Consider the following 26,272-nt stretch of genomic DNA (forward strand, 5'->3'; position numbering starts at 1 on the left):
ATCCCTACGTCACAGCCGTAGTGATCCGGCCCGCGACGTTCCGTCGTATCCTCCGCCGGGGGCCTTGAGGCCGTAAATGGTGCCGATCGTCGGTGCGACGTCAGCTGTCCGCGCCGGCTCCGAGGACACCGTTCCCGGGACCACAAGCGGGCTCCCGCCCGAGATGAAGAATGGAATGGGCTCGGTGGCAGGATGCCCGTGGTTTCCCGGGATGGGGTTGGAAGCCACATACGGGTCGGAGAAACGCCAGCCTGCGCGGCAGTACGCCACGAGGTCGCCGGCCTCGACCCCCAGACGCAGGTCCTCCGGTTTATGGACGGACAGGACGCCTTCATGCGCACTGACCAGCTGCTCGACGGCGGCCAGGCCCGCGGTCCGGTCGGTTTCAGGGCCGGTCCAGTAGAGCAGGTCCGCCCCGCCGTTCTGGGCGATTTTGACGTTGGATTGCAGCTCCGGGCGGGCCTGCAGGATCAGGTCGACTGAAACCACGTTCGTGGGGATGGACCAGTCCATGGAGTGGTCGGCGAGCACCATCACCACGCTGGACTCCCACTTTCCCGTGCCTTTGAGGTGGTCGATGAAACGCCCCACTTGCAGGTCCGTGTCCGCGAGGGCGGCTTCCCGTGCAGCGCGCAGCGTGGTGCCGGAAAGGTCGGAGTGGCCAACGCGGTCAATGTCGCCGAGGTTCGTGAACACGAAGTCCGGGTCCGGCCCGCCCACCATCGCGAGCAGCGCGTCCATCGTGGCGGCATCGGGCGCGTGACCGGTGACCGGCAACAGCGGCTGCGGTTCCCAGCGGTAGCTGGCGCGGGTGCCGAAGATGCCGTAAAGGTACTTCTTGCTGAGCACCGATCCGGTGGTGAGCCCGCGCTCCTGCAAGCGGTCCAGAAGGGTAGGGAAGTGCAGGTCCGTGGACCGGTCGAGGTCGCGGACCACACCCTCGGCCCTGTCGTAGATTGCGTTGGCCGGAACGCCTGAACGATCCGGCCGGACCCCGGTCATCATCATCACGTGGTTGGGAATGGTCTCCATGACAGGCAGGGACCGGGCCGCCGGGAAATTCGTTCCCGCCGCGCGCAGGCCAGCCAGCCTGGGAGTCAGGGTGGCAGTGATCTCGTCCGGGCGGCAGCCGTCCACCACGAGCACGTAGCACCGGGTCCGTCCCGCCGCCGGTGCGGCCCACGCCGTTCCTGGCGCGGCGGAAAGAACGACGGCGGCACCGCCGGCAGCGGCGAGCTGCAGGAACTGCCGGCGTCCCGGCGTCGGGCGTGGGGGTGTTGAACGGCTCACTGGAGTCCTCCCTGGATTGGCGTGACTTTGCCGGTGTTGGCTTGAACGTTGAACGATGTGGACAGTGTGGATCCGGAGCTTGCCGAGGTGCGTTCGGCCAGGACGTACCAGTCCATCCGGACTCCTGCAGGCGTTACGTCCAGGACCGAGTAGCCGTGCGAGTCGAAATCAAGGTATTTCACGTGCGGGTTCGCCGCCTTGATGGCGTTCTCGACGGCGACGGATCCGGTCCGGGGTGGGACGTTGAGGATGTCATCGAGGTTGTCGCTCGTGACGGACGTGCAGACCAGTTCCGCGGCCACGGAATCGCCGGTGGCCGGGTAGCTGGCTGGATCCGCGGGGATGTCGCAGGCCCAGCCGGAGTGGATGTCGCCGGTGAGGAACACAGTGTCCTTGACGGCGTTATCCCGCAGGTGGCGGACCACGCGGTTGCGGTCCGCCTCGTAGCCGTCCCACTGGTCCACGTTGTAGGGCACGCCGCTGATGCTCGTGCCGCCCATCAGCTTTTGCACACCGGCCAATTCGGCCGTGCTCAGGGTGGAAGGAACCCGGACGGGTGCGATCATGACCGGGTTGCCCACGAGTTTCCACTGCGGGCCGGCGGATTTCAGGTTGCCCAGAAGCCAGTCCATCTGGACGGCGCCGGTGATGGTGCGGGCGGGGTCGCTGACCGCAGCGTCTGTTCCGTTGGCGGCCTGCTGGTCCCGGTAGCTACGCAGGTCCAGCATGGACAGGCTGGCCAACGAACCGAAGTCGAGCCGCCGGTAAATCTGTCCGCCCGGTTCGTAGCGCACGGGCATCCATTCGGCGTAGGCCTGGTGCGCGGCGGAAAACCGCGCGCTCCAGGCCCCTTCGGCGCCTTCAGTGTGGTTCTCCGCGCCGCCCTTCCAGGCGTCGTTGGCCGATTCGTGGTCATCCCAGGTGACGATAAAAGGTGCGGCAGCGTGCAGGGCCTGCAGGTCGGTGTCGGTCTTGTACTGCGCGTGGCGGCGGCGGTAGTGGGCCAGCTGGGTCATCTCGTGGGCAGGCTCGTGGGGGCGGACCACCACGTCACGCGCCTGGTATTCGCCCGGCCCATACTCGTAGAGGTAGTCGCCGAGGTGGAGTACGGCGTCGAGATCCCCGCGGCCGGCAAGGTGGCGGTAGGAGGAGAAATAGCCCGCCTGCCAGTTGGCGCAGGACACCACGCCGAACTTCAGCCGGTCCACTGGAGCACCGGCAGCCGGCGCCGTGCGGGTGCGTCCCGCCCGGGACACCGCCGAGCCAAGGGTGAAGCGGTACCAGTAGCTCGTGCCGGGGGCGAGCCGGCCCGCGATGACCTTGACCGTATGGTCGCGGGACGCGCCTGTATTGGCCGTACCCCGCGCCACGATCTTCTTGAAGCCGGCGTCTGCCGCGACCTCCCAGCCCACGGACACGTCCGGGCCCAACCCGCTTCCGGGTAGCGCATCAGGCGACGGCGTGACCCGGGTCCAGAGCAGCACGCTGTCTGGCATCGGGTCACCGGAGGCAACACCATGACCGAAGGCTCCCGCGCCGGCTGCGTTGGCAGGGGCGCCAGCGGTGCCGGTCAATGCGGTGCCTGCAGCTCCTCCCGCAGCCACCACCACAGCAGAACGCAGTACTTGACGACGAGTAAAGTTGTTCATGGTTCCAGTATTCCTACCCGCGAGTAGCGGATTGGGCTTTCCCGGCCCCGGTTTCCCAACTGTTTGCCCACCGTTTGTCCGCTGGCCAAAGACGCACGCCGGCCGTAAGTGATTGAATCCGGGTCACCCCAGCAGGTCGTCCTCGTAGCACCATCGCCAGTCTTCGCCCGGCTCGATGCTCCGCATCACCGGGTGGCCGGTGGCCTCGAAGTGCCTGGACGCATGCGTTCCGGGGGAGGAGTCGCAGCACCCCACGTTGCCGCAGGCCAGGCACATCCTGAGGTGGACCGTCGTCGTACCTTCCCGGCGGCAGTCCGCGCAGGACGGCTCGCGCGGAACCTCCGGATTCGGCGCGGACTCGAGGTGTCCGCACACTCCGCCCGGCCTCGCGATGCCTTCCCCGCCGCCCTCGCCGGAAGCGTCCACCTCATCCAACGACACGTCCAGCATGGATTCCTCAACGTCCAGCCGTTCAAGGACCTCGCTGAGTACTTCGTGTGCGTACTCGCCGCCGCGCCGCAACTCCAGCACCTTCGCCCGTTCAGCGTCCAGCATGGCAAGCCGCAGCTGGGCATAGCGCTGGCTGGGGGTCGCAGCCTCCGACGTCGGCCGGCCCAGCCGCTCCCAGGCCGCCAACCCGCGCTCCTGGGTCCGCCGTTTCAGCATTGCCACTACCTCCGGCGGGTCATCGTCGGTGCGCAGTTCCTGCAGCCGCTGCACCCCCGCCGCAGTGGCCAGCTGCATCAGGGACGCCTGGTTCAAGGCGTCCTCGCGCTGGTCCGGACCCTGCACGCCGAGCAGCCGCACCAGTGCCGGCAGGGTAAAGCCCTGCAGCGTGAGGGTTCCGCCAACCACCACCATCGCAGCCAGGATCAGCACCGGCCGGTGCTCGAGTTCCGCGGGCAGCACCAGCACCGCGGCCAGCGTCACCACCCCGCGCATCCCCGCCCAGGACACGATCGCGGCGAACTGCCAGGGCGGCGCAGGGTCGTTTCGCCGCACAGCCGGAATCAGCCGGGGCAGGTAGGTCGCCGGGAAGACCCACACCGGCCGCAGCAGCAGCACCGCCAGCAGGATCACGGCGCAGCCGGCCCAGATCCGGCCGGCACCGAGCGAGTCGTCCTGGACCCCCTCGATGATGGTCCGCACCTGCAGCCCGATCAGCACGAACACGGAGTTTTCCAGCAGGAACTGCACCGTGTTCCAGTTGCTGCGCTGGCTCAAACGGGCCGCGCCGTTGGGCATGGACGGCGCCTTGGTGCCCATCACCAGCCCGGTGACGACGACTGCGAGCACTCCGGAGGCGTGGATCGCCTCGGCCGGGAGGTACGCGACGAAGGGTGCCATCAGCGACGTCGAGGTGTTGATCGCGACGTTCCGGATCCGCTTGCGGAGCTCGGTCAGCACATAGGCCGCGGCCAGGCCCACCACCAGCCCGCCGCCGGCCGCGAGCAGGAAGCCGCCGGCGATCCCGGCCGCGGACACTGACCCGGCGATCGCCGCGATGGCGGCGCGGAGGCAGACCAGTGCGGTGGCGTCGTTGACCAGGGATTCACCCTCAAGGATGGTGACGATCCGGCGCGGCATCCCCACCTTCCGGGCGATCGCGGTCGCTGCCACGGCGTCGGGCGGCGCGACGACGGCCCCGAGGGCGATCGCGGCAGCCAGCGGGATCTCCGGGAAGAGCCACCAGACCACCAGGCCCACGGCCACCGTGCCGAAGATGACGTAGCCCACTGAGAGCAGCGCGATGGCGCGGCGGTTGGAGCCGAAATCGAACAGCGAGGTCCGCAGGGCTGCAGCATAGAGCAGCGGCGGCAACAGGCCCACCAGGACCAGTTCCGGATTCAGTTCGATGTGCGGGACAAAGGGGACGAAGGAACCCGCGACGCCGGCCAGCACCAGCAGCAGGGGAACAGACACGTTGAGTTTCCGGCCCAGAGCACTGCCGGCGCAAACAACGGCCACGAGAACCAGCAGTCCCAGGGCGATCTCCATGGGGCCATTCTGTCAGGCGACAGAGAGGGCAGGACGGTGTAGAGACATTTTCCGTTCACGGCGCCGACACCGTTCGGTCCTCGCGCGTTATTCCGTGGCGGGCACGCTTTCCACGCACCCTCGTTCAGCGCGTGAGCGCCTGAGCCCAACCCGTTGAGCCGCACCAAGGAGAACCTCTGTGCTCATGAAAACCGCCGTCACCGCCGTTGTGGCGTTCATGTCCCTGACCGGGATCGCCGCCCCGTCGGCTGCCGCCGCCCGCGCGGGCGATGACCCTTCCAGCCAGCAGGCATTCAGCTTCGGTGTCATCGGTGACATCCCGTACGGCGACGCCGAGATCGCCAAGTTCCCTTCCCGCATCCAGGACATCAACGCTGACCGCGGCCTGGATTTTGTGGCCCACGTGGGTGATATCAAGAACGGGACTTCCGTGTGTTCGGACGAGTATTTCGCGTACATCCGCTCCGGGTTCGACTCCTTCGAACATCCGCTGGTCTACACGCCCGGTGACAACGAGTGGGTGGACTGCCACCGGGGGAACAACGGGGCGTACAACCCCCTGGAGAGGCTGGACAAGCTTCGGGAGGTGTTCTTCGACGCCCCGGGAAAAACCCTCGGCCGGACGATGCCCGTCACGAGCCAGGAAGCACTCGGGCTGCCGGAGAACGTCCGGTTCACCAAGAACCGCGTGGCATTTTCCGTGGTGAACATCCAGGGCAGCAACAACTCGCTCCTGCCGTGGACCGGCATCGGTGAAACGGCAGTCACCCCCGGGCAGCAGGCCGAGGTGGACCACCGGACGAAAGCCGTCCTGGAACAGGTCAGGGACACCTTCAGCGACGCGGCCCGGCGCAACGACAGGGCTGTGGTCCTCATGACGCAGGCCGACATGTTCGACCCTTCACTGCTCGACGCAGCCGCCGCCAACCCGGACTCGGTCTCGGGCTTCCGCGAGATCGTCAGGACGATTACCGAGGAAACGAACCGTTTCGACGGACCGGTCTACCTCATCAACGGCGACAGCCACGTCTACGCCGAAAACCAGCCCCTTGCCGAAGGCTCGCCCTGGCTGAAGATCTACGGCCAGCAAGCGGCGGATGACCTGCAGCGCATCACCGTTGACGGCTCGGCCAACGCCACGAACTACGTGAGGTTCACCGTGGCGGCAAACAGCGCGCGCGGCGCCGGCGTCCTGTCCTGGGAAAAGGTCCCCTTCAAGGAGTAGACGGGGCGATAATGAAGGCCCCGGACCGGAAGGCCCCTTCATGGAAATGGCAAAGCCCACTGAGGCTGACAAAGAGCAGTTCAGGTTGCTGATGGGCGGCCTGCCGGGCATCGACATCAAACCGATGTTCGGGAACCTCGGCGCCTTCGTCAACGGAAACATGTTCGCGGGGCTTTACGGCTCCACCCTGGGCCTGAAGCTCGCTGACGCTGACCGTGGCGAGTTGATGGCGAGCCGGGAAACCCTGCCGTTCATCTCGGCCGAACGGCCCATGGGCGGCTATGTGGGGCTTCCGGTCCAAGGCCCGCCCGAAGAGATCGAGCCGTGGCTGGCCCGGGCACTCGCCTATGTCGCCGGGCTGCCGCCCAAAGCGCCGAAGAGTCCCAAGCCGAAAAAACAATGAACGACGACGGCGGGACGTCCCGCCGTCGTACCCTGCCCTTTGAGTCCGCGTCACCTCAGGAAACGCTGTCCTGCAGACGCTGAACGAGGGCGTCAAGGATGGGAAGCTGGCCCTTTACGAGCTTGCTGCGCGCCTCCGCCTCGTTGAACCAGCGGGCGTCGTCGATCTCGGGGTAGTGCTTGATGATGCCGGACCCCCTCGGCCATTCCAGCGGGAATGTGTTGCTCACGATCTGTTCGGGCTGGAAGTCCCACTCGGCTGCGAAGACGGTGATGACCTTGCCTGACGGCTGCCGGAAGGCGCCCAGTTCGAAGTAGTCGGCTGGCGGTGCCGGGTTGCCCATCTCCTCTGCGAACTCGCGCCGGGCCGCCGTCAGGGCGTCCTCATCCTCCGGGTATTCGCCCTTCGGGACGGACCACGCATGCTCGTCCTTGCGGGCCCAAAAAGGTCCGCCCATGTGGGCTATCCAGACTTCCAGCCGGGCAGCGGGATCCCCGCGGTACAGCAATATGCCTGCGCTTCGAACCGTCATGGCGCCTCCTGTTCCAAGGCTATACGCGGCGGCACCGAGGGTCGGCTCTCGGGTAGTGTGTGGGCATGGTGCGTGGACTTGCCGACATGGGAGCAGAGGGCGTCCTGCTGGCCGGGGCAGGGCGGGCAATCCTGCTGCAGATCGCGAACCCTGCGGTGGGTTACGGGGTGGCAGAGCACAGCAACTTCGCTGAGCGTCCGCTCGACAGGCTTCGCGCCACCCTCACCTACGTGTATGCCATTGTCTACGGGACCGAGGAGCAGGTGGCAGCCGTGCGCCGCAGCGTGAACCGCGCCCACGGCCCCGTCCGCCGCAAGCCCGGCGCCGGCTCCGCGGGCTACAGCGCCTTCGATGCGCACGCCCAGCTGTGGGTGGTGGCAACCCTGTACGACACGGCCGTCACTGTTTACGAGAGAATCTACGGAGCGCTGGACGACGAAGCCGCGGACCTCATGTACCGGGACTACGCGAGGCTCGGCACCGCCCTCCAGCTTCCCGCGGAGCTGTGGCCGGCCGACCGCGAGGCGTTCGGGAGCTACTGGAGGACGTCGCTTGAGGGGCTGCAAGCCGACGACGTCACATCATGCGTTGGCCGCAGCCTGCTCTATCCGGATGACCCCTTGCTGTGGCAGCGCCTTGCCATGCCGCTGGCCCGCTTCATCACCGCAGGCCTCCTGCCGGACAAGCTCCGACGGGGCTTCGGACTGCCGTGGAGTGAGCGTCACGGCCGCTGGTTCGACCGCACCATGCGGTGGTCCGCCATGGTCTACCCGCGGCTGCCGCGGCGGGTCCGCCACTGGCCCAAGAACTACTGCCTGGGCCGCCTCGGCGCAGCATAGGAACGGGTATCAGTGCGGAGTGCCGGCCCGTTCGAAAACCTGCTGGATGATGGTGGCCGCGGCGTCGGTGGCAGCCTGGACATCGCCCTCCCCGAGCGGCCGCCAGTTCATGGTCGCAACCTCCACTGAGTCTGTTCCCCTCCGGGCGCCGAGACGGACATACCAGCGGCCGGGATCCTTCGCGTCCTGGTAGCTGAAGGCGTAGCTTGATTCGGCGTCGAGCTTCACGTCCAAGTGCCTTACTGACGTCCAGGAGACGGCGCCCTGGCCTAAAACGTTGGCCTGGATTGCGGTGCAGTCAGCGACGGCGGACGTTCGGGTGTCGAAAGGCGGGGACGGCTGGACCGATGTGCCCGTGCTGATGGCGGTGATGCCGAGCGCGATCCCTTTGTCCTCGGTGGAGGCAATGGCTTTGGCCATGGTGGCGCCGGGTGCCAGCGATTCCCAATACGTGGCGTCGTCGTAAGAGCAGCCGGTCGGCGACGGGAGCGGCGAGGAACCTGATGTCCTCGTGATCACCCGTGCCTCGGTGGGGCTCACATAGAACTTCGTGGCCGACGGTCCCGGCACGCCGGCGAGCATCTGGGTGAGCTCTTCCGGGGTACGGGCGCCGGCCGGATTCGGCTGCGGGGAGCTGGGCGGGTTCTTCACGGCCTCATCGATCAATTCGCGGGCAAAGGCGGCCATGGAGTCCATGGCGCGTCCCGTCGCTTCTGGACTCACTGGCCAGAGCGTGAGTGCCATGTCGATCGAGAGGGTCCCCTCCAGCACCTGCATCCCGGCCATTCCGATGTCCGCCGCGCCCAGGCCCTTCGCCTTCTGGACGGTCCCGTATGCCTCTTGGCCAACAGGTGGCGGGTCCACGAGCTGGACCACATACGTAGTGGTGTAGGGGGCGCCGCCGCCGGGGGCTGAAACTGTGATAGCCCGCTCGAAGTCCGTGCACCCCGATGCTAGGTCATCGATGCCGTTGAAGTCCCCCGCAACCAGCTTCCCGTGCGGCGCACTCCTCACCGTAAACGTGATGGTGGACGTCGGGGACTGCTGGGGGCCAAGCGGCAGGGTGCCCGCCGCAAAAGCTATTTCAGAGTCCGTCCGCCGCGGATCGGTCTCCCCGGTGGCGGGCAGCCGGAACGCACCGCACTGCTCCGGGGTGGTGACGCTGGTGCTGCCGGGACGCTGCATCGTCTCGGCCGTGCTGCGGAGTGTTCGGGTATCGACCACCATCCCCTGCAGGTTCCGTGACTGCACCACCGTGGTGGCAATGTCCACGAGCTGCTGGTCGCTGTATGCGTCTTCCAGCTGAGCGGATGCGGTTGGTGATGCCGATGGCGAGGACGACGCCGGCACACCGCTCGGCGATTCGCTGCCAGGCGTCGGGCCGCCAGGCGCCGGAGAGCACCCCGCAAGGACCAGCGCCACCGCCGTGCCGGCCACCCAGCCGCGCCAGCGGCGGCGAACGGCCCTAGAGCCCGGCATTGGAGAACACCTTGCCGAAGAAGGTGGCCAGACCGTCCGCGGTGGCCTGGGCTTCAGCCTGCGAGGACGTCCTGGTATCGGCCTCCACCGACAACGTCCCCTTGCGCGCGCCGGCCCTGACGTGCCATTCGCCCGTTCCATCCGGCAACTGGTAGGCGAGGGCGTAGCTTGAGTCGGCGGCAATGGTTGTGTCCAGCTTCGAAACGGCCGACCACTCGCGCGAGCCCCCGCCAACACCGACCTCTTGGATAGTAGTGCACTCCCCGAGTGCAGCGGCCCGGGTGTCAAAGGGATAAGGCGGCGCCGCCGTCGTCGTCATGCTGATCACGCTGAACTCGGTGTAATCCATCTTGCTGGCACCCTGGATCTGCCCCTGGCCGAGGACCGCGCCCGGGAGCGAGCCGTAATATGCTTCGTCGTTGAAGGTGCAGGGACCCGCAGGTCCCTGCGTCGACGGGGCGGCACTGAAGCCGGGCACCGGGCCGAGGACTGAAGCGCCGGGCATGGTCACCGGACCGCCGTCCGGCCCGGTGACTCCCTTGAGGAGTGCAACGACATCGTCAGCCGAACGGGAGTTCGGCGGTACCGGGGCTCCTGTGGGCGGCTTCTTCACGGCCTGGTCGATGAGCTCCTTCGCCAGGCCGGCCATGGAGTCGAGGGCCGGTTTGGCCGCGGACTCGGAGTCGAGCGCGGCCACCGAGAGATCCAGGTGGATGGAAAGTGTCCCGGCAAGGACCCGCAGGCCGACCGTTCCGACACCCCCTGGCCCCATCGGCTTCGTCTGCCTCAAGCCGTATTCTCTCTCCCCGACCGGCCCCTCGCTGACCAGGGGAGCGGCCAGCAGTTGGAGCGTGTACGTTGAGGTCTGGCCGGACTCCGTTGTTGCAACGTCAAACTGGCTGCAGCGGGATGCCAGATCGTCCGTGTAGCCGAAATCAGCCTTGGCGATCGCATCCTTTTCCGCGCTGCGGAGCGTGAACATTATGGTGGTAGTGGGCCCCGACTGCCCGCCGATTGGCATGACACCGTCAGCAAAATTGACGCTCTTGTCCGCCCACCGAACGAAGGGGTTTTGAGGGGCGAAGGCGATACATTCGCTGGGGGTTGTCTCGGTGCTGACCTCGGGGAACGTGCCGCTGGAGGCTCCGCTTCGATGGCGTGCGGAGTCCTGGGCCGGGGGGAACTGCAGGTTCCGGTTCTGTCCGACTCCGTTGATGATTGCCGCTAGGTCCTGGTCCGTGAAGACCGCCTCCGGAAAGCCGGTTGCTGCAGGGCTGCCCGACGAGGCAACGGACGGCGCAGACGGTGTCCCGTTCGATGGAATCCCACCCGGCGTCCCGCCTCCGGATGAGCACCCCGCCAGAGCCAGCAGGGCGAGCGCGGCGCAAGCTACCCACCGTTCGCCCGTCCCGAACTCACCGCCGCTTTCGATTCCACAAACGGGCATCACCGGCCTCCTGTTCCAGAAGCCAAGGCTATGATTCAGCAGGCATACCCACTAGGGTATTAGGGCCTCAGGCGCGGCCCTTGGGTAGTCCAGGAAGCCGATGCGGGTGTGCGGCCGCATATTCGGGTGGCGGCTACTCGTGACGGGCCATGGGAGGATCCCTAGAATCCAGTCACCGGCAGGTGCCGGCAAACCCGGACCGCGGAGGGCAGCAGGCAAGGGGCATGACCCGCCCAGCAGGAATCCCTGCTCCTGCCGCAGCTATGCGGTTCTTTCATTCGGAAGGAAGCGCGTTATGGGAATTCTCGGTTTTCTCCTGCTCGGTTTGATCGCGGGAGCTATCGCAAAGGCCATACTTCCCGGCAGGCAAGGCGGCGGCTGGGTCGTCACGATGGTTCTGGGTGTGGTTGGCGCCATCCTTGGAGGATGGATCGGCTCGCTGGTCTTCGGCGGCGGCCTCGCTGAGTTCTTCGATCTCAGGACCTGGCTGCTGGCTATTCTGGGCGCCGTGATTGTGCTGGGCATCTACGGCGCCGTGACGCGTCGGAGCAGGGCCTGACCGCGCGGTCCGTGAGGCCGCACACCGAAGCAGACCGAGACAGACGACGGCGGTTCCTCCCCGCCGTCGTCCCCTCGCTGATGCCTGCCGCAGGGGGCCTATGCCTCCAGGTAGCCGCCGCTGGCCCAGCGGCGCAGGGCCGCCGTCTCGGCGTCGTCGAACTCCATCAGCGCCACACGGCAGAGCTCCTCCACGTTCTCGGTCCAGGCCGCTGCCAGCCCTTCCGCCGTCGCATTCTCATTGAGCTGGTAATTGACGTAGCCCAGACCCTGAATCACAAAATTCACCGCACCGCGGGACACCGGCTGGCCGGCGGTGACGCAGTCATCCCGGACGAGCCGCGAGAGCTCGTTGCGGTTGACCGGCAGTTCGCGAAGCCGTGCCGCCAAAGCCTGGAACAGCTGCCGGAACTGCGCCTCGGAGAGCGCGGGCACGTCCGTCACCCTGGTGACCCGTTCCTCGATGCCGGGCTCGACGTCCGCATCCGCGGGCAGGTCGTCACTGGAAAACCTCTGAGCGTCCCAGACCCAGCCGCCCCGTGAGGGGGAGTATTCAACGCCGTTGCCGATCTGGGCCACCCACGTCCCGAATTTCCCGTATCCGCCCCAGTCTGTCTTCAGGGAAGGATCCGCCGTGAGTGCGCGGTGGGCCACCATCGCCCCGACAACAGGGCCGGGGGCAGCCCGGACGAAATCGCAGACCTCCCGGACCGCGGCGGAGGCGGTCTTCGACTTCGTCTTGGGTTTTGCCTTGGCGGCTGCCTGTTCCCGCGGCTGCTGAACAGAGGCGACGGCGTGGATTGGCTCTGCGGTAGTGCCGTTGAGGATCGCCACGAAGTCGTGGGACTCCACCACGCTGTCAGCCATCTCGCGGTACGCGAAGGCCACGGCACCGGCGGCGATGACCGTGGTCATCTTGTCCGCCGCCCGGAAACGCTGGATGAGTGACGTGAAGTCAGCATCCGCCGAGGCGATGAAGAACTCGTCAATGCCTGCGCTACCGGACAATGCGTCCATCGCGTCCAGTACCAGGTTGATGTCGGTGCTGGACTTCCCGCGCTGGGTCAGCGACGGGCAGTCGATCACACGGAAGCCCGCGCGGGTCCAGTACGTCCGGTACTTCGAATACACCACCGGGTTCAGGTAGCAGTTTCGGATCAGGAAGCGGCGGGAGTTTTCGGCTGAGCCACCGGCGGACAAGGCATCCGCCCAGTGTTTTGGATCCTCGGCGAACCGCTTCGCGGCCAGGGGATCGAGGGCCAGCAAGCCGGTGTAGACGTTGTCGAAGTCGACAAACATGGCCGCCCGGATTCCGGGCCGTCGGATGGGGGACGGCGACTCTTTCATCTGCCCAGTGTGCCAGCACGCCGGGAAACCCGCAGCCGCCTCATTCACGACACGCTCTCCATGGCCCCGTCGACACGGCGTATCATTTCTGCGGAGCCTTTCTGGCTACGGTATCGGCGCGGACAGTCCAGAGGACAAGGGCGAACCGGTGGTTGCGGCGGAGGGTAGGGATGGACGGGGCGGGTTTGGATCACATCGACCAGAAGATCCTTGCGGAACTCACAAAGAACGCCCGGGTGTCCCATGCCGAACTGGCCGGCAGGGTGCTTTTGTCCCGGAACGCCGTGCGGCAGCGTGTTGACCGCCTGGAGCGGCAGGGCCACATCCAGGGCTACACGATTGTGGCGGGCAGCGTGGGCCAGAGCATGGTTTCCGCTTTCCTCATGATTTACCGCAAGGACCGCATGCGCGGTGCCGACGTCCTGGCAGCATTGCGGACCATTCCCGAAGTGGTCCTCTGCGATGTCCTCAGCGGCGACTTTGACCTGCTGGTGAGGCTGGAAGCGCGCTCGCTGGACAGGGTCCAGGAGATCTGGGAGCAGATTGCCGCCCTCCCCGGCGTGGGCGACACCGTGACCGCACTGACCCTGTCCAACGTCATCCGCCGGCGGGGAACCGACGGGCACGGGACAGCCGAACCCTAGGCCTGCTGTCTCGCTAGTTTCTGATGCAGACCACCTTGGGCTGTGTCATCTCCTCATGGGCGAACCGGACTCCTTCGCGGCCCATGCTGCCGTACTTGGACCCGCCGAACGGCATGCCGTCGAACCTGTAATCGGAGGAGTCATTGATCATCACGCCGCCTGCGTCCAGATCCCGCGCCGCACCCATGGCCGACGCGAGCGAGCGGGTGAAGATGCCCGCGTGCAGGCTGAACTCGATGGAGTTCGCCAGTTCGATGGCTTCGTCGTAGGTGCTGAACACCTTGAGCATGACCACGGGTCCGAAGACTTCCTCCTGCCAGAGTCGGCAATCCTCAGAGACGGACTCCAGGACCGTGGGCAGCAGCACATTTCCCTCCGCCCGGTTGCCTGCCAGGAGCGTTGCGCCGGCATCAACGGCCCCGCGGATCTTGAGCTGGACCTCGCGCACCGCACCGGGCGTAATCATGGGGCCAACATCGGTCCGCTCCTCGGCCGGGTCACCTGCCATCAGCTTGCTGGTGGCAGCCAGGAACTTCCCACGGAATTCGCCGTAGACGGACTGGTGGACCAGGATCCTCTGCACTCCCACGCAGTTTTGCCCCGCAGCCCAGAACGCGCCGGATACACAGGAGTCCACCGCATGGTCCACGTCCGCATCGTCCAGGACTATCACCGGCGCGTTGCCGCCCAGGTCCATGGCGAGTTTCTTCAGCCCGGCCGTGCGGGCGATTGCCTCACCCGTGGCGAACCCGCCCGTAAAGGAAACCATCCGCACGTCCCGGGTCCTGATGATGGCAGCGGCAACGTCCCTCCCGCCATGGACCACCGTCAGGACCTCCGGCGGCAGGCCGGCGTCGTACAGGGCGTCAGCCAGCAACTGTGCGGACAACGGCGTGAGTGCTGACGGCTTGAGCACGACGGCGTTGCCCCCTGCGATCGCCGGGCCCACCTTGTGGGCCACCAGGTTGAGGGGATCGTTGAACGGAGTGATGGCCGCAATGATCCCCAGCGGCTCCCGTGTGAACCAGCCGGTCCGGTCCTCTGATCCGGCGTAGGCGTCGAAGGGTATGACCTCGCCGGCGGCACGTGTTGCTTCCTCTGCGGATAGCCGGAGGGTGTTGACGGCCCGGTGCACCTCCTTACGCGCCTGGCGGATGGTCTTCCCGGCCTCCGCCACGATGGTCTGGGCGAAGGCTTCGCTCCTGCGCTCGATGTCGGAAGCGGCCGTGGACAGGATGGCAGAGCGGGCATGGCGGGACAGGGACTTCGCCGCCACGGCGCCCGAGCGTGCCGTGGCCATCACTTCTTCAACAGCACTGACATCGGTGACGGGGACGGCTCCCACAACCCTGCCGTCGTAGGGACTGCTCACTTCGTGGAGCCGGGGAGCGCGGACGACCTGCAGGATGGTGGCCTCAGACATGAGCCAGTCCTTCCGCCATCTTGTGGATGGCGATGATGTCGGAGAGCAGCGCGTAGGCCGTCTCAATGCGTCCGGCGCCGGGACCGGAAACCGTCACGGGGCCCAGCAGGTCGGTGTCGAACGAAACCGCGTTCGTGGCGCCCGAGATGCCGGCAAGGCTGTGCGCCACATCAACGGCGCGCGGTGCAACGCGTGCCGCGATGCCGCCGTCGGGAGTCCGCCTGGCGGATCCGATCAGCTTCCAGCGCCGGCCGGCCGAAGCGGCTGCCCGGATATCTTCCGGCGTCAGCGCGGAGATTCCCTCCCGGTGGACGTCCTCCAGCTGAAGGTTCCCGCCAAGCAGTTCGTTGGCGAGGATCAGCACCTTCAGTTGCACGTCGAAACCCTCGAGGTCCGCGGCGGGATTCGCCTCGGCGTAACCCAGCTCCTGGGCCTCCCGGACAGCCTCGCCAAGTTCAAGACCGGCTTCCATGCGCCCCAGGACGTAGTTGCTGGTGCCGTTCATGATCCCTTCGAAACCGTTCAGCTGCAGGCCGCCGAACATCTGCTTGGCAAGCCGGATCACCGGAGTGCCGCTCATGACGGCACCTTCAAACTCGAAGCGGACACCATGCCGCTCCGCCAGGGCTGCCAGTTCCCGGCCCCGCAGCGCCGCGGGTCCCTTGTTGGTGGTGCACACGCTCTTGCCCGACTCCAGTGCCCAGCGGACATGCGACACCCCGGGCTCACCGTCGCCGGGATTGGTGAAGGTGGCCTCGCAGATGATGTCCGCTGTGCTGGTGCGGATCACACCCTCGTTATCCGGCTCCGCGGAGCCGCCGTGGCGGGCAAAGGTTTCGCCGTCGCCGCCCAGCGCCAGGGCCATGGACAGATCAATACCGCCGGCGTCCACAAGGGACCCGAGGCGCAGATCCGTGATGGCTACTACCCGCAGGCCGAAGCCCAGCTCGGCGCGGAGTGCTTCCCCGCGGGCGGCGATCAGCTCAGCAAGGCTGCGGTTCACTCCGCCGAAGCCAATCAGTGCAAGGTCATAGGTGGTCATGCCGTGTCCTTCTTTCGGAATTGCTAGGTGTTTCCATGCTCAGGGCGCGCCGTGTCCGTCCCGCCATGTGATTCCGCCCAAAGGACGACGCAAAGTGACCAAGGATGACGCCATACGTATCGTCGGCCCTTAACAATCGTGCAATATATGCATCTAGGAATGTTTTTAAAGATCAAAAAGGCGTTTTGGTGTTACTTTCATCACGGTGGTTGGGTTTGCCGGTCTGGTCCCCAACGCCCTCCGAGGCTTTCCGGTGCATCCATCCCGTTCGCACCTCGACTACTCTCCCGGGAGCAATTCATGGAACTTTCTTCCACAACCCGCTTGGATCCGCAGGCTTCTTCATTAGCTGAATCGGGACCCGCTGAATCAGGGCGCGGACCGGCGCCGGGGCTCCAGCGATCCATGGGCCCGCGGCACCTGGTGATGATCGCCATGGGCGGCGTCATCGGGTCGGGCCTCTTCCTCAGTTCGGGCTACACGATCTCCCAGGCCGGCCCGCTGGGCGCGGTTCTGGCGTATCTCGTAGGCGCCTTCGTCGTGTACCTCGTTATGGCCTGCCTCGGCGAGCTGGCCATCGCCTATCCGGTCTCGGGCGCATTCCACATCTACGCTGCCAGGTCCATCGGTCCGGCCACCGGTTTCACCACGGCCTGGCTGTACTGGCTGTGCTGGGCCGTTGCCCTGGGATCCGAATTCACCGCGGCCGGCCTGCTTATGCAGCGCTGGTTCCCGGGAATCGAGGTGTGGGTCTGGTGCGTCGTCTTCGCGTCCATACTGTTTGCCCTCAATGCCGTCTCATCGCGGTTCTTCGGCGAATCCGAGTTCTGGTTTTCCATCATCAAGGTGGGCGCCATCGTCGTCCTGATTGCCTTTGGCGGCGCCGCGCTTGTCGGGTTCCACCCGCTGGCCGGCGGCTCCCACCCGTTCCTGCTCGAGAACTTCAACACCTCGGGCGGACTGTTCCCCAACGGCTTTTCCGGAGTCCTGGTGACTGCCCTGGCGGTCTTCTACGCGTTCTCCGGTTCGGAGCTCATCGGCGTCGCAGCGGGCGAAACGGCCAACCCCGAGACCAGCATTCCCAAGGCAATGCGGACCACGGTGTTCCGCCTGCTGATCTTTTTCGTGGGGGCCATCGCTGTCATCGCCGCCACCATCCCCTTTGACCAAGTGGGCCTGGACGAGAGCCCCTTCGTCACCGTCTTTTCCTCCATCGGCATTCCCTACGCTGCGGACATCATGAACTTCGTCATCATCACCGCACTGCTCTCCGCCGGAAACAGCGGCCTGTTCTCCTGCGCAAGGATGCTCTTTTCCCTGTCCGAGGAAGGGCACGCGCCGAAGGCCTTCCGTAAGCTGACCAAGCGCGGGATTCCCCTCATCGCCCTTTGTGTCAGCATGGTCGGCGGGCTGGCCTCGCTCATCAGCAGTGTGGTCGCTCCGGAATCGGTGTATCTCGCGCTGGTGTCCGTCGCCGGGTTCGCTGTGGTGGGGGTCTGGATGTCCATCACGGCGTCACACTTCTTCCACCGGCGGGCCTTCGTGCAGAACGGCGGGAACATCGACGACCTCGCCTACAAGGCCCCGCTGTTCCCTGTCGTTCCGATCCTTGCCTTCGCGCTGTGCCTCATCTCGCTGATCGGCATCGCCTTCGACCCGAACCAGGTCGCAGCCCTGTACTTCGGCATTCCGTTCGTGGGCGCCTGCTACGCCTTCTTCTACTACAAGTACGGACGGCGGCAGCAGCTCGCCCGGTAGCCTGCTGCGGCAGTGCTGCTGCAACCCCCCGGCCCGGCGGCCGAACCAGTGTTCGGCCGCCGGCGCTGTGTGAGAATGGGCGTTGAAGTCCACCAGAGGGAGCGGTTCAGCTTGGAATTGTCGGAAGCGTCATCGCTGGGCCAGGGCCTTCGCATTGTCCGGCTGATCGTCGACCGCGAGAAGCGTGGCAGGGGATTGCTGGGGGTATCGCAGCTCGCAGCCGAGCTCGAGATGGACCAAAGCCGCGTTTCCCGGCTTACCCAGGAGTTGTGCGAGCTGGCCATTCTGGAGCGGGTGGAGCGCGGACCGTTCCGTGCCGGTCCGGCCTTCTTCCAGCTTGCGGCCAGCCTTAATGTCGGCTGGATCGGGCAGGCCAAGCGCGAACTGGAACTCTTCGTGGCGGAGTTCGGGCTGCGGGCCCGGCTGTCCGTCCGGGACGGTGTGCGCGTGATCCTCCTCAGGACGTCGAGCAATGACGGCGTGCTGGGAAGCTTTGTTAAACCGGGCATGGTCACACCCGTCTGGTGCACAGGATCAGGCCGTGCCCTCCTCTGGGACCACACGGCCGCCGAGGTCGAGACGCTTCTTCAGGGCATGGACTTCATCGGAGTGGGCGGCCCCCGGGCGGCCCACTCGGTGCCGGAACTGTGCGAACTGATGGAGCACGACCGTCCGCAGGGCTTCATCAGGGCGGCCGAGGAGTTTGAGCACGATGTCCACGAGCTGGCCGTGCCCGTGCGGGATCCGGACGGGCGGGTCAGTGCAGCGCTCTCGGTCCTGGGCAGCCGTGCCGCCGTTGAACTCCGGGCCGGGGAAATAGCCGAGGCGCTGCACTCGGCCGCAAAGCGCCTCGCAGCGGTGGGTGCAGACGGCGCCCGAGTCAGCTAGGACGGCCCAGGGCCGCTTCGAGCCGCGCGCCCCACTTCAGCGCCGCGGCGGCAATCTCGTCGCGCTTCGGCTCCAGCCGTGCCTTCGACCCGACCACCTGCAACGCGGCAATGGTCTCGCCGCGGAAGTCGCGTATGGGGACGGCCACGGAGTACAGGTGAGGCTCCGCCTCTTCATCCACCACGGAATATCCGCGCTTCCGCGCCCCGGCCAGGCGAACAAGGAAGTCCTCGACATCGGCGGGAGTGTTGGGGCCATGGCGCACGAATTCGGTATGGCTGAAGACGGCCCGGACCTCGGCGTCGCTGGAGTCCCACAGCAGCGCCTGGCCGGCGTCGCTGCAGTACGCGGGGTAGGGCCGGCCGATCCACGAGCCCACCATCGTGCTGTTCGGCGGGACATGCTCACCGATGGTTACGGTGCTGTCCCCATTGAGGACGCCCAGGAAGCAGCCTTCGCCGGTATCCTCGACCAGCCCCTCCAGCGCGGTCAATCCCTCGGTCCGGAGCCTCTGCTCCGTAAGCAACTGCGCATCCGTGTAGAGGCTCCAGTCCAGCGAATACTCCCGGTGCCCGCCACGGAGCAGGAAGTTCTCCTGCTGGGCGGCCTTCAGTCCGCGGGAGACCTGGCTTCGGTCCTTGCCGAGATCGGCGGCGATGTCCCCGACAGTCGCGCCCCGCGCCCCGCTCTTGTGGCGGGACCCGACGGCGAAGACGACTTGCATTCCTCGGCCCATGCTGGAGATCTTCGACATGGATCCGATCTTAGTTCCTGGCGCCGGAGGGACGGGGGCCGCCTTCAGTGGATCGCGAAGACCCGGGCCGGGAATCCGCTTCCGCCTTGCGGCTTCGGCCAGGTAGCTACCAGTACAGCCCCCGATTCCGGCAGGCCATCCAGATTGGCAAGCAACTCTATCTGCCAGCAGTCCTGGGAAAGGATGTAGGTTTCCAGGCTGAAGTCCTGGTTCGACGTCGCCTTGCCCGGGTCCGTGTCGGTCTGCTCGTGACCGATCGCCGTGATGTTCCGCTCGCCGACCAGGAAGGACAGCACCTCCCGGGACCAGCCCGGAGTGTGGCTGACGCCGTCCGAATCCCGGTTGGCCATGGCCTCCGGGTCCGGCCAGCGGTTGCTCCAGCCGGTCCGGAGCGCCACGAACGCGCCCGCCGGAATCCTTCCATTGCGCTCCTCCCATGCACTGACGTCAGCCAGGGTGGGCGTCGCGTCAGCGTCGCCCGCGGCTTGTGCGCTGATGTCCAGCACCACCAGGGGCAGCACCATCTCATCCACGGGAATGTTGTCCAGCGTGCGGCCGCCACGGATGAAGTGCGACGGCGGGTCGACGTGGGTGCCCCACTGGCCGACGATGGAGTAGACATGGGCCGTGAAGCCGTCGCCGTTTTCCAGGTCGAACAGGGCCGTCCTGGTCTCGTCCGGAAAGGCAGGGAAGTGCGGCTGGCCGGGATGGAAGGCGTGCGTCAGATCGGTGAACGACCGGCCGGACAGCAACGCCTGGAATCCTTCCCAGAGCCCGGTGGTCTGAACTGTCATGACGCCCGCCCGAGTGCCGGACGGACAGACGCTGCCGTGGAAACCCGGACAGGCTCCGAGAGTTCGATGACGGGCACCTCCCACGGGTGGACTTCGATCATGCGCTCCACGAGACGGCTGACGGCCTCGTCGGACAGATCGGCGTCCAGATACGTGGTCAGGACAAAGGTGGGCGAAAACGTTCTTTCGTCTGCGCGGCCGAAGGTGGGATTTGCCCCGGCCGAGGCCGTGAACCCCTCGAATCCGAGGCTCGATTCGAAGACATGCCGGTAGTTCCCGAAGTCCCCGAGATCGGGGCAGGCCTCCAGTGTGTCGAAAAGTGACGAGAGTCCCGGATCCGCCTTCAGGACCTCCACGTCACCCTCCACCAGCCGCCTCAGGGAACCTGCGCCAATGGGCCAGTGGACGCGGAGTTTGCGCACGCTTTTCATTCCAATATCCATGCGGTGATGCCTCTTCCTTCGATCGTCAGGAGCCGTCCGGGCGGCCTTTGAATCATCCTGACAGACTGTGATGGGCAGCACAAGCATATTTACTTGTATATGATGCACATCGAATGACATTGTCCCGTCCACGAAAGCGAAGCGATTCCCTTGAACACCCCCGCCACCCCGCTGCTTTTCGCCCTCTACGAACAGGCAAGCGTCGGTTGCGGCGGCGCCCCGAGCCTCTGGACGCACCCGCTGGATGACCGCCTGGCGGTAAATTCCCTGGACCGCTGGCGGGATGTGGCCGTGACTGCGGAGCAGGCCAACCTTGATGCGCTGTTCTTCGCCGACGTGCTGGGCCTCTACGACGTCTACGGCGGATCTGCCGACGCCGCCCTGGGCTGGGCCGTGGAAGCGCCGGCGAATGACCCGTTCATCTACGTCCCTGCCCTGGCAGCACTGACGGAGCGGCTCTCCTTCGTCATCACGGCCTCGACCACCTATGAGCACCCGTTCTCCCTGGGCCGCCGCTTCGGCACCCTGGACCACCTCAGCAACGGCCGGATCGGCTGGAACATCGTCACGTCCTACCTTTCCAGCGCGGCCAGGAACTTCGGCATGGACGAGATGCTCAAGCACGCGGACCGGTACGGCCGCGCCGATGAGTTCATGGATGTGTTCTACAAACTGCTGGAAGGCAGCTGGGCGGGCGACGCCGTCGTCGCAAGCAAGAGCGAAAAGGTGTACGCGCGTGCCGGTGCCGTCCAACCGATCAACCACGACGGCGAGCATTTCCGCGTGGACGGACCGTCGCTGACGTCCCCGTCGCCGCAGCGGACCCCCGTCCTGTTCCAGGCGGGGTGGTCGCCGCGGGGCCGCGAATTCGCCGCCAAGCATGCCGAAGTGATCCTGCTGCCCAAGAAGGACCCGCAGGAAATCGCCGCGGGACTGGCGGACATCGACCGCCGGGCGCAGGCGGGCGGCCGCCCCGCCGGCGAGGTCCGCTCCATGGCGCTCGCCCGGATCATCACCGCGCCCACGGCGATCGAAGCGCAGGAAAAGTACGAGGAACTGCAGCGCAACTACCACCTGGAGGCGCAGTTGGTCAGCTATGCCGGCGACACCGGGATCGACCTCAGCAAGTACGCCGACGACGAGCCGCTGGCCACGGCATCCAACGGACTCACTTCCTATGTGGTCAAGGGGGCGCCGCAGGACCGGCCGCTGACCGCCGGGGATGTGCGGCGCAAATTCTCCGAGGTCACGCGCGGAACGGACCTGCTGTTCATCGGCACGCCGGATGATGTCGCCTCGCAGATCCAGGAGCACTCGGCGGTGTCCGGGCTGGATGGCTACATGATCAACCCGCTGGTCAGTCCGGGTTCCCTGAACGACTTTGCCGAACTGGTGGTGCCGGAGCTTGCCAGCAGGGGTCTCTACGACACGGAACCGAAGAAGGGCACCCTGCGCTCCAGGCTCCGCGCCGACGGCGCCGACCTGATGGCCGCTTCCAGTTACGGGGCAGGTTTCCGCCAGCGCTAACCCATTGACACCCATGCATGGCGGTCGTATTCTACAACCAAATGGTTGTAGATCAGATGGGTGAAGCCGAACTCGACCGCCTCTTCCAGGCGCTCGCCGACGCCACCCGCCGCGACATAGTGCGGCGCGTGACGGTGGGCGAGTACTCGGTTTCCGGCCTGGCCGCCCTCTACGCCATGAGTTTCGCCGCAGTTCAGAAGCATGTCGCGGTGTTGGAGCGCGCTTCCCTGGTCACGAAGCAGAAGCGCGGAAGGGAGCAGATCGTGCGGGGCAACCATGAAGGCCTGCAGAACGCCCGGCGGCTGCTTGATGAGTACGAGGCGATCTGGCGGCAGCGTGCCGAGCGGATCGCGGACATTCTCGCTGAAGAACAAAAAGGGGTTCCGCAATGACTGTTATCAGTTCCACCAAGAATCTTGAAGCACTGAGCTTCACCCTCGTCACCGAGTTCGACGCCGACGTCAAGCGCGTCTGGCAGCTCTGGGAAGACCCGCGGCAGCTCGAACGCTGGTGGGGTCCGCCCACCTGGCCGGCCACGTTCGAACAGCTCGACTTCCAGCCCGGAGGCAACGCCGCGTATTACATGACCGGGCCGGACGGCACCAAGGCACGCGGCTGGTGGCGCTTCACCTCCATACAGGCTCCGAACCGCCTGGAGCTCGACGACGGTTTTGCCGACGAAAACGGCGAGCACGTTGAGGCCGTGGGCATCACCCGCATGGTGGTGCTCCTCGAGGACATCGACGACCGCACCCGAATGACCGTCCATTCCACCTTCGAGTCCGAAGAACAGATGCAGCAGATGGTGGACATGGGCATGGAGGAAGGCATGAAGGAAGCAGCCGGGCAGATCGATGCCCTCCTCGCCGAGCACTCCCACGCCTGACAGGGGCCGGACCGTGGCTAACTGTTAAGGCTGGCAACGCAAGCGGACGACGGCGGGACATCCCGCCGTCGTCCGCTTGCGTTGTGTTGGTCCTGACTTACTGAACGGCGGCTTTACTAGACAGCGGCGCCCTGGGCGGCGCTGCGGTTCAGGCTCACCGTGAAGGTGTTCGGCCCGCTGAGGGTGACGGCAACATCGTTCCGGTGGGCGTTGGCCTTTGTGGAAATGTCGTGCACCAGGGCGTCCAGCGTGTGGTCGATCGCGGAGCGGTCCCAGATCTTAAGGGTCACGGAGTGATTGGTTTCGAACGTCATTATTCGGTGCCTCATTCATCAATTTGGTCATGGGCTTCGCGTCGGCGCGGAGCCCGGGACGGGTCTATCCATGAACGCTCAGAGGCCATGCTCAGCTCGGCGAGCTCACTGGTTTGGCCTCGTTGCGTCCACCAGGTTGGGTTGTTCCAAGCCGCTGCATTTCCTGCGCCTGAGCACGGAAACAAGGGCTGGCGCGGCTGTGAAATCGCATTCTCAACCGTCCTTTCCATGATGCATGGAGGGGTGGCGGCGGCTCAAGCCAGGATCCGTTCATTGCGCGTGAGACTCATCACAAGCCCCCGGGTGTGGCTGTCCGCGGGGCGGGGCGGAGCGCTTCCATTGACAAGTGTACGTCGTACACCTATCGTCGATCGCAAGAGGTGTACGCCGTACACCAGCCCTGCGAAGGACCGGCCATGTCAACCGTAACCATCACCCCCGCCGCATCCGTCCGGCGCCCCCGGCGTCATTGGCCCGTGCCCGCCGGCCTGATCCTGCTCAGCCTCATTCCGGTCATCTTCGGGGCACTTCGGCTCAGTGAATTGACGTCCGGTGCGGCGGTTACGCCGCAGAATGCGCGGTTCTTCGCCTCTCCTGTCCCGGTGGTGACACACATTGTCAGCGTCACCGTCTACTCCCTGCTCGGAGCGTTCCAGTTCGTTCCCTCGCTCCGCGGCAGGCGCGGCTGGCACCGCATCGCCGGCTACGTGCTCATCCCGGCCGGCCTGCTCGCGGCGCTCTCCGGGCTGTGGATGTCCGTCTTCTACCCACTCCCGGATGGTTACACCGATGTCCCGCTCCGGCTCTTCTTCGGCTCGGCCATGCTGGTGAGCATCGTCCTGGGGATCCTCGCCATCAGGCGCCGGGACTTCGCGGGACACAGCGCCTGGATGACGCGCGGTTACGCTATCGCCGTCGGCGCGGGAACCCAGGCGTTTGTGGGTATTGCGTGGCTGCTGTTGGTCGGCCCCAGCGATGTGCCCACGCGGGCAGTGCTGCTGGGAGCGGGGTGGCTGATCAACATGGCGGTGGCCGAGTACGTCATCCACCGCCGCGCCCGGCGGGCGGCGGGCAGGGTCCGCCGGACGGTCAGTACGCCTTCACCCGCTGTTCCACGATGAGGTGAATGAGCGCGAAGGTCCCGTCCCGGTCGATGGCACGGAACGCCGCGTCGAGGGCGGCCGGCACGTCTTCGTCACGGGTGACCGTGATGCCGAATCCGCCGAAGGCCCTGGCCATGAGGCCGAAGTCGGGATTCTTCAGCTGGGTCCCCGACACTCTTGAGGGGTAGTGCCGTTCCTGGTGGGTGCGGATGGTGCCGTATTCCTGGTTGTCCATCACGATGATGAGCGGGGTGGCCCCGTATTGGGCTGCCGTGGCCAACTCCTGCCCGTTCATCAAGAACTCGCCATCGCCCGCGATGGTCACCACCCGGCGTTGCGGACTGGCCAGCGAGGCCGCGATGGCGGACGGGATGGAGTAGCCCATGGAGCCGTTCCTGGCGCTGATCATGGAGGCGTAACGGCGGGTGGGGAAGTACCGGTGCGCCCAGTTGGTGTGCTCGCCTGCCCCGAACGTCACCATGGCGTCCTCAGGCAGCCGCGGGACGAGGTTGGCCATCAGGGTGTCCATCCTGGCGGGCCCTTCAGCCGGCGCGGCCGGCGGCAGGGCGGCAAAGGAGGCCTGTTCGGCGCGCATCCTGGCCGTCCAGGCTTTCCATTCATCCTTGACGGGCAGGTCGATGCCCAGCAGATCGCGGACGAAGGCATCCGGCTTCGCCACGATCTGCCGTGAGACGGGCCCCGACCGGCCGCGCAGGGAGGGGTCGATGGTCACCAGGAAGTTCTGCTTGTTCCAGTCCTGGCGGCAGACAAAACCGTCCGTGATGACGTCCCCGGGCACCGTACCGACAAAGACGAGCAGGTCGGTTTCCTCCAGGAGGTCATACGTGGGGCGGGGGCGTCCGTAGCCGATCGGGCCCACATACGACGGCGAATCGAAGGAGACCGTACCCTGCGTGCGCCATTCCGCGGCGGCCGGGATGTGGTGCTTTTCGAGCCAGCCGGTGAGCTGGGCGGCCGCTTCCTGGGTCCAGTCGTTGCCGCCGGTGACAAACAGCGGCTTCCTGGACAGTGCAAGGGCGCCAGCGAGTGCTTCGGCATCCGTGGTGCTCATGCCGCCCGCAGCCACGGGGATGGCCGGGTGCAGCGCCGGATCGATCTGCTGCCGGATGATGTCTTCCGGCAGGCCCACCACGACGGGCCCGGGCCGCCCGCTCATCGCTGCAAACATGGCTTCCGCAACGATCTCGGACGCACGCTCGGCGTGGTCCAGCACCATGACGCGCTTCGCCCCGGTGTCGAACCAGGCCTTGATGTCGAATTCCTGGAACGCTTCGCGGTCACGGTGCGCAAACGGAATGAGCCCCACGAAGAGCAGCATGGGGGTGGAATCCTGCCAGGCGGTGTGCAGCCCCACGTGGGCGTTGGCCGCGCCGGGTCCGCGGGTCACCATGGCTACCCCCGGGAGCTGGTTCATCTTGCCGTCGGCTTCGGCCATGTACGCGGCGCCTCCTTCATGGCGGCAGACCACCGTGTCGATGCCGGAGCCGTGCAGCCCGTCCAGCACGTCCAGGAAACTTTCGCCGGGAACAACGTAGGTGCGTTCCACCCCGTGGGCCGCGAGGGAGTCCACAATCACGTGCCCGGCGGATTTCAGGGTCCCGGAGCCTGCCTTACTGCCGCGGGGGCTCTGTGTTCCGGGGTCAGCCGCGGAGGCCGTCTGTACCGCGAGGTGATTAATAGTGCCGGCGTCGACGGACCTGATGTCAGTTGCTGTCATGGTGGATGCGGATTCCGTTGTCATCTCTGCTTGTCTTCTGGGGTTGGGTGTTGGTTTACGTGCGTTGGGTGGAGGCTGCGGTGGGCGCCTAGTCGGTTTCCGGTCCGGTGCAGAAGAAGCAGCCGTCCTCGCAACTGTCCGTCGTCTGGTTTTCCGTTGGCGCCCCGCTGGGTTGGGGGCTTAGCAGGTCT

Annotated in this window: 25 protein-coding genes; 11 read left to right on the forward strand and 14 right to left on the reverse strand. The window is 66.2% G+C overall.

Features of this window, described 5'->3' with window-relative positions; all coding sequences use genetic code 11:
- Positions 1 to 9 precede the first annotated feature (9 nt).
- From ACFVWT_RS21425 to ACFVWT_RS21435, 3 genes are all read right to left on the reverse strand, one after another.
- On the reverse strand, positions 10 to 1,290 hold the full coding sequence (locus tag ACFVWT_RS21425; RefSeq protein ID WP_390251470.1) for an alkaline phosphatase family protein: 1,281 nt from the start codon (positions 1,288 to 1,290) through the stop codon (positions 10 to 12).
- Positions 1,287 to 2,939 (reverse strand): alkaline phosphatase D family protein, encoded by a 1,653-nt coding sequence (locus tag ACFVWT_RS21430; protein ID WP_390251472.1) that lies wholly within the window; start codon positions 2,937 to 2,939, stop codon positions 1,287 to 1,289. Before ACFVWT_RS21430 ends, ACFVWT_RS21425 begins: the two co-directional genes overlap by 4 nt.
- A gap of 123 nt (positions 2,940 to 3,062) precedes the next feature.
- On the reverse strand, positions 3,063 to 4,937 hold the full coding sequence (locus ACFVWT_RS21435) for a Na+/H+ antiporter (RefSeq protein WP_390251474.1): 1,875 nt from the start codon (positions 4,935 to 4,937) through the stop codon (positions 3,063 to 3,065).
- A gap of 178 nt (positions 4,938 to 5,115) precedes the next feature.
- Here ACFVWT_RS21435 and ACFVWT_RS21440 point away from each other — a divergent pair, with 178 nt between their 5' ends.
- Complete coding sequence (locus ACFVWT_RS21440; protein WP_390251476.1) at positions 5,116 to 6,162, forward strand: hypothetical protein; 1,047 nt, start codon at positions 5,116 to 5,118, stop codon at positions 6,160 to 6,162.
- Between the two features lie 40 nt (positions 6,163 to 6,202).
- Positions 6,203 to 6,565: a TfoX/Sxy family protein gene (locus ACFVWT_RS21445; RefSeq protein ID WP_390251478.1), complete on the forward strand. Its 363-nt coding sequence runs from the start codon at positions 6,203 to 6,205 to the stop codon at positions 6,563 to 6,565.
- 55 nt (positions 6,566 to 6,620) lie between these two features.
- Here ACFVWT_RS21445 and ACFVWT_RS21450 read toward each other — a convergent pair whose 3' ends face one another.
- Complete coding sequence (locus ACFVWT_RS21450) at positions 6,621 to 7,097, reverse strand: NUDIX domain-containing protein (RefSeq protein WP_390251480.1); 477 nt, start codon at positions 7,095 to 7,097, stop codon at positions 6,621 to 6,623.
- A gap of 65 nt (positions 7,098 to 7,162) precedes the next feature.
- On the opposite strand from ACFVWT_RS21450, the gene ACFVWT_RS21455 reads away from it, so the two are divergent.
- Complete coding sequence (locus ACFVWT_RS21455) at positions 7,163 to 7,936, forward strand: oxygenase MpaB family protein (RefSeq protein ID WP_390251482.1); 774 nt, start codon at positions 7,163 to 7,165, stop codon at positions 7,934 to 7,936.
- A 9-nt stretch (positions 7,937 to 7,945) separates the two neighbouring features.
- Here the strand turns inward: ACFVWT_RS21455 and ACFVWT_RS21460 are convergent, their stop codons facing one another.
- Positions 7,946 to 9,415, reverse strand: coding sequence for a hypothetical protein (locus tag ACFVWT_RS21460; RefSeq protein WP_390251484.1), 1,470 nt, complete (start codon positions 9,413 to 9,415; stop codon positions 7,946 to 7,948).
- Entirely contained in the window at positions 9,402 to 10,397 is a 996-nt protein-coding gene (locus ACFVWT_RS21465) for a hypothetical protein (RefSeq protein WP_390251486.1), read from the reverse strand. Before ACFVWT_RS21465 ends, ACFVWT_RS21460 begins: the two co-directional genes overlap by 14 nt.
- Positions 10,398 to 11,157: 760 nt before the next feature.
- On the opposite strand from ACFVWT_RS21465, the gene ACFVWT_RS21470 reads away from it, so the two are divergent.
- On the forward strand, positions 11,158 to 11,421 hold the full coding sequence (locus ACFVWT_RS21470; RefSeq protein ID WP_043484223.1) for a GlsB/YeaQ/YmgE family stress response membrane protein: 264 nt from the start codon (positions 11,158 to 11,160) through the stop codon (positions 11,419 to 11,421).
- Between the two features lie 98 nt (positions 11,422 to 11,519).
- On the opposite strand, the gene ACFVWT_RS21475 is transcribed toward ACFVWT_RS21470, so the two are convergent.
- The gene (locus tag ACFVWT_RS21475; protein ID WP_390251488.1) at positions 11,520 to 12,767 is read right to left on the reverse strand and encodes an NYN domain-containing protein; all 1,248 of its coding nucleotides are present in this window, start codon (positions 12,765 to 12,767) and stop codon (positions 11,520 to 11,522) included.
- Between the two features lie 170 nt (positions 12,768 to 12,937).
- On the opposite strand from ACFVWT_RS21475, the gene ACFVWT_RS21480 reads away from it, so the two are divergent.
- Positions 12,938 to 13,411: an Lrp/AsnC family transcriptional regulator gene (locus ACFVWT_RS21480; RefSeq protein ID WP_390251490.1), complete on the forward strand. Its 474-nt coding sequence runs from the start codon at positions 12,938 to 12,940 to the stop codon at positions 13,409 to 13,411.
- A 13-nt stretch (positions 13,412 to 13,424) separates the two neighbouring features.
- Here the strand turns inward: ACFVWT_RS21480 and ACFVWT_RS21485 are convergent, their stop codons facing one another.
- A complete protein-coding gene (locus tag ACFVWT_RS21485) occupies positions 13,425 to 14,834 on the reverse strand; it encodes an aldehyde dehydrogenase family protein (RefSeq protein WP_390251492.1) in 1,410 nt (469 codons plus the stop codon).
- On the reverse strand, positions 14,827 to 15,876 hold the full coding sequence (locus tag ACFVWT_RS21490; RefSeq protein WP_390251494.1) for a homoserine dehydrogenase: 1,050 nt from the start codon (positions 15,874 to 15,876) through the stop codon (positions 14,827 to 14,829). The genes ACFVWT_RS21485 and ACFVWT_RS21490 overlap by 8 nt, the downstream gene beginning before the upstream one ends.
- A 300-nt stretch (positions 15,877 to 16,176) precedes the next feature.
- Between ACFVWT_RS21490 and ACFVWT_RS21495 the strand changes: the two genes are divergently transcribed.
- Together ACFVWT_RS21495 and ACFVWT_RS21500 are read left to right on the forward strand one after the other, a co-directional pair.
- A complete protein-coding gene (locus tag ACFVWT_RS21495) occupies positions 16,177 to 17,634 on the forward strand; it encodes an amino acid permease (protein WP_390251496.1) in 1,458 nt (485 codons plus the stop codon).
- 75 nt (positions 17,635 to 17,709) lie between these two features.
- Positions 17,710 to 18,522: an IclR family transcriptional regulator gene (locus ACFVWT_RS21500; protein ID WP_390251498.1), complete on the forward strand. Its 813-nt coding sequence runs from the start codon at positions 17,710 to 17,712 to the stop codon at positions 18,520 to 18,522.
- On the opposite strand, the gene ACFVWT_RS21505 is transcribed toward ACFVWT_RS21500, so the two are convergent.
- Genes ACFVWT_RS21505 through ACFVWT_RS21515 form a run of 3 tightly spaced genes read right to left on the reverse strand, consistent with a single transcriptional unit; the run spans position 18,515 to position 20,501 of the window.
- Positions 18,515 to 19,276, reverse strand: coding sequence for an IclR family transcriptional regulator (locus tag ACFVWT_RS21505; RefSeq protein WP_390251500.1), 762 nt, complete (start codon positions 19,274 to 19,276; stop codon positions 18,515 to 18,517). The genes ACFVWT_RS21500 and ACFVWT_RS21505 overlap by 8 nt on opposite strands.
- Before the next feature lie 44 nt (positions 19,277 to 19,320).
- Positions 19,321 to 20,070, reverse strand: coding sequence for a cyclase family protein (locus tag ACFVWT_RS21510; RefSeq protein WP_390251502.1), 750 nt, complete (start codon positions 20,068 to 20,070; stop codon positions 19,321 to 19,323).
- Positions 20,067 to 20,501 (reverse strand): hypothetical protein, encoded by a 435-nt coding sequence (locus ACFVWT_RS21515; protein WP_390251504.1) that lies wholly within the window; start codon positions 20,499 to 20,501, stop codon positions 20,067 to 20,069. The genes ACFVWT_RS21510 and ACFVWT_RS21515 overlap by 4 nt, the downstream gene beginning before the upstream one ends.
- 162 nt (positions 20,502 to 20,663) lie before the next feature.
- Between ACFVWT_RS21515 and ACFVWT_RS21520 the strand changes: the two genes are divergently transcribed.
- From ACFVWT_RS21520 to ACFVWT_RS21530, 3 genes are read left to right on the forward strand one after another with little or no spacing between them, the layout of a single operon-like run.
- Entirely contained in the window at positions 20,664 to 22,040 is a 1,377-nt protein-coding gene (locus ACFVWT_RS21520; RefSeq protein ID WP_390251506.1) for an NtaA/DmoA family FMN-dependent monooxygenase, read from the forward strand.
- A gap of 41 nt (positions 22,041 to 22,081) precedes the next feature.
- Complete coding sequence (locus tag ACFVWT_RS21525; protein ID WP_390251508.1) at positions 22,082 to 22,432, forward strand: ArsR/SmtB family transcription factor; 351 nt, start codon at positions 22,082 to 22,084, stop codon at positions 22,430 to 22,432.
- The gene (locus ACFVWT_RS21530) at positions 22,429 to 22,926 is read left to right on the forward strand and encodes an SRPBCC domain-containing protein (RefSeq protein ID WP_390251510.1); all 498 of its coding nucleotides are present in this window, start codon (positions 22,429 to 22,431) and stop codon (positions 22,924 to 22,926) included. Before ACFVWT_RS21525 ends, ACFVWT_RS21530 begins: the two co-directional genes overlap by 4 nt.
- A 116-nt stretch (positions 22,927 to 23,042) precedes the next feature.
- Here the strand turns inward: ACFVWT_RS21530 and ACFVWT_RS21535 are convergent, their stop codons facing one another.
- Positions 23,043 to 23,240 (reverse strand): hypothetical protein, encoded by a 198-nt coding sequence (locus ACFVWT_RS21535; protein ID WP_011693996.1) that lies wholly within the window; start codon positions 23,238 to 23,240, stop codon positions 23,043 to 23,045.
- A gap of 416 nt (positions 23,241 to 23,656) precedes the next feature.
- Between ACFVWT_RS21535 and ACFVWT_RS21540 the strand changes: the two genes are divergently transcribed.
- The gene (locus ACFVWT_RS21540) at positions 23,657 to 24,361 is read left to right on the forward strand and encodes a DUF2306 domain-containing protein (protein WP_390251513.1); all 705 of its coding nucleotides are present in this window, start codon (positions 23,657 to 23,659) and stop codon (positions 24,359 to 24,361) included.
- Here ACFVWT_RS21540 and ACFVWT_RS21545 read toward each other — a convergent pair.
- Complete coding sequence (locus tag ACFVWT_RS21545; protein WP_390251515.1) at positions 24,330 to 26,105, reverse strand: thiamine pyrophosphate-dependent enzyme; 1,776 nt, start codon at positions 26,103 to 26,105, stop codon at positions 24,330 to 24,332. The genes ACFVWT_RS21540 and ACFVWT_RS21545 overlap by 32 nt on opposite strands.
- Positions 26,106 to 26,272: the final 167 nt, after the last annotated feature.

Source organism: Arthrobacter sp. NPDC058288, assembly GCF_042880995.1.
Classification (GTDB): domain Bacteria; phylum Actinomycetota; class Actinomycetes; order Actinomycetales; family Micrococcaceae; genus Arthrobacter.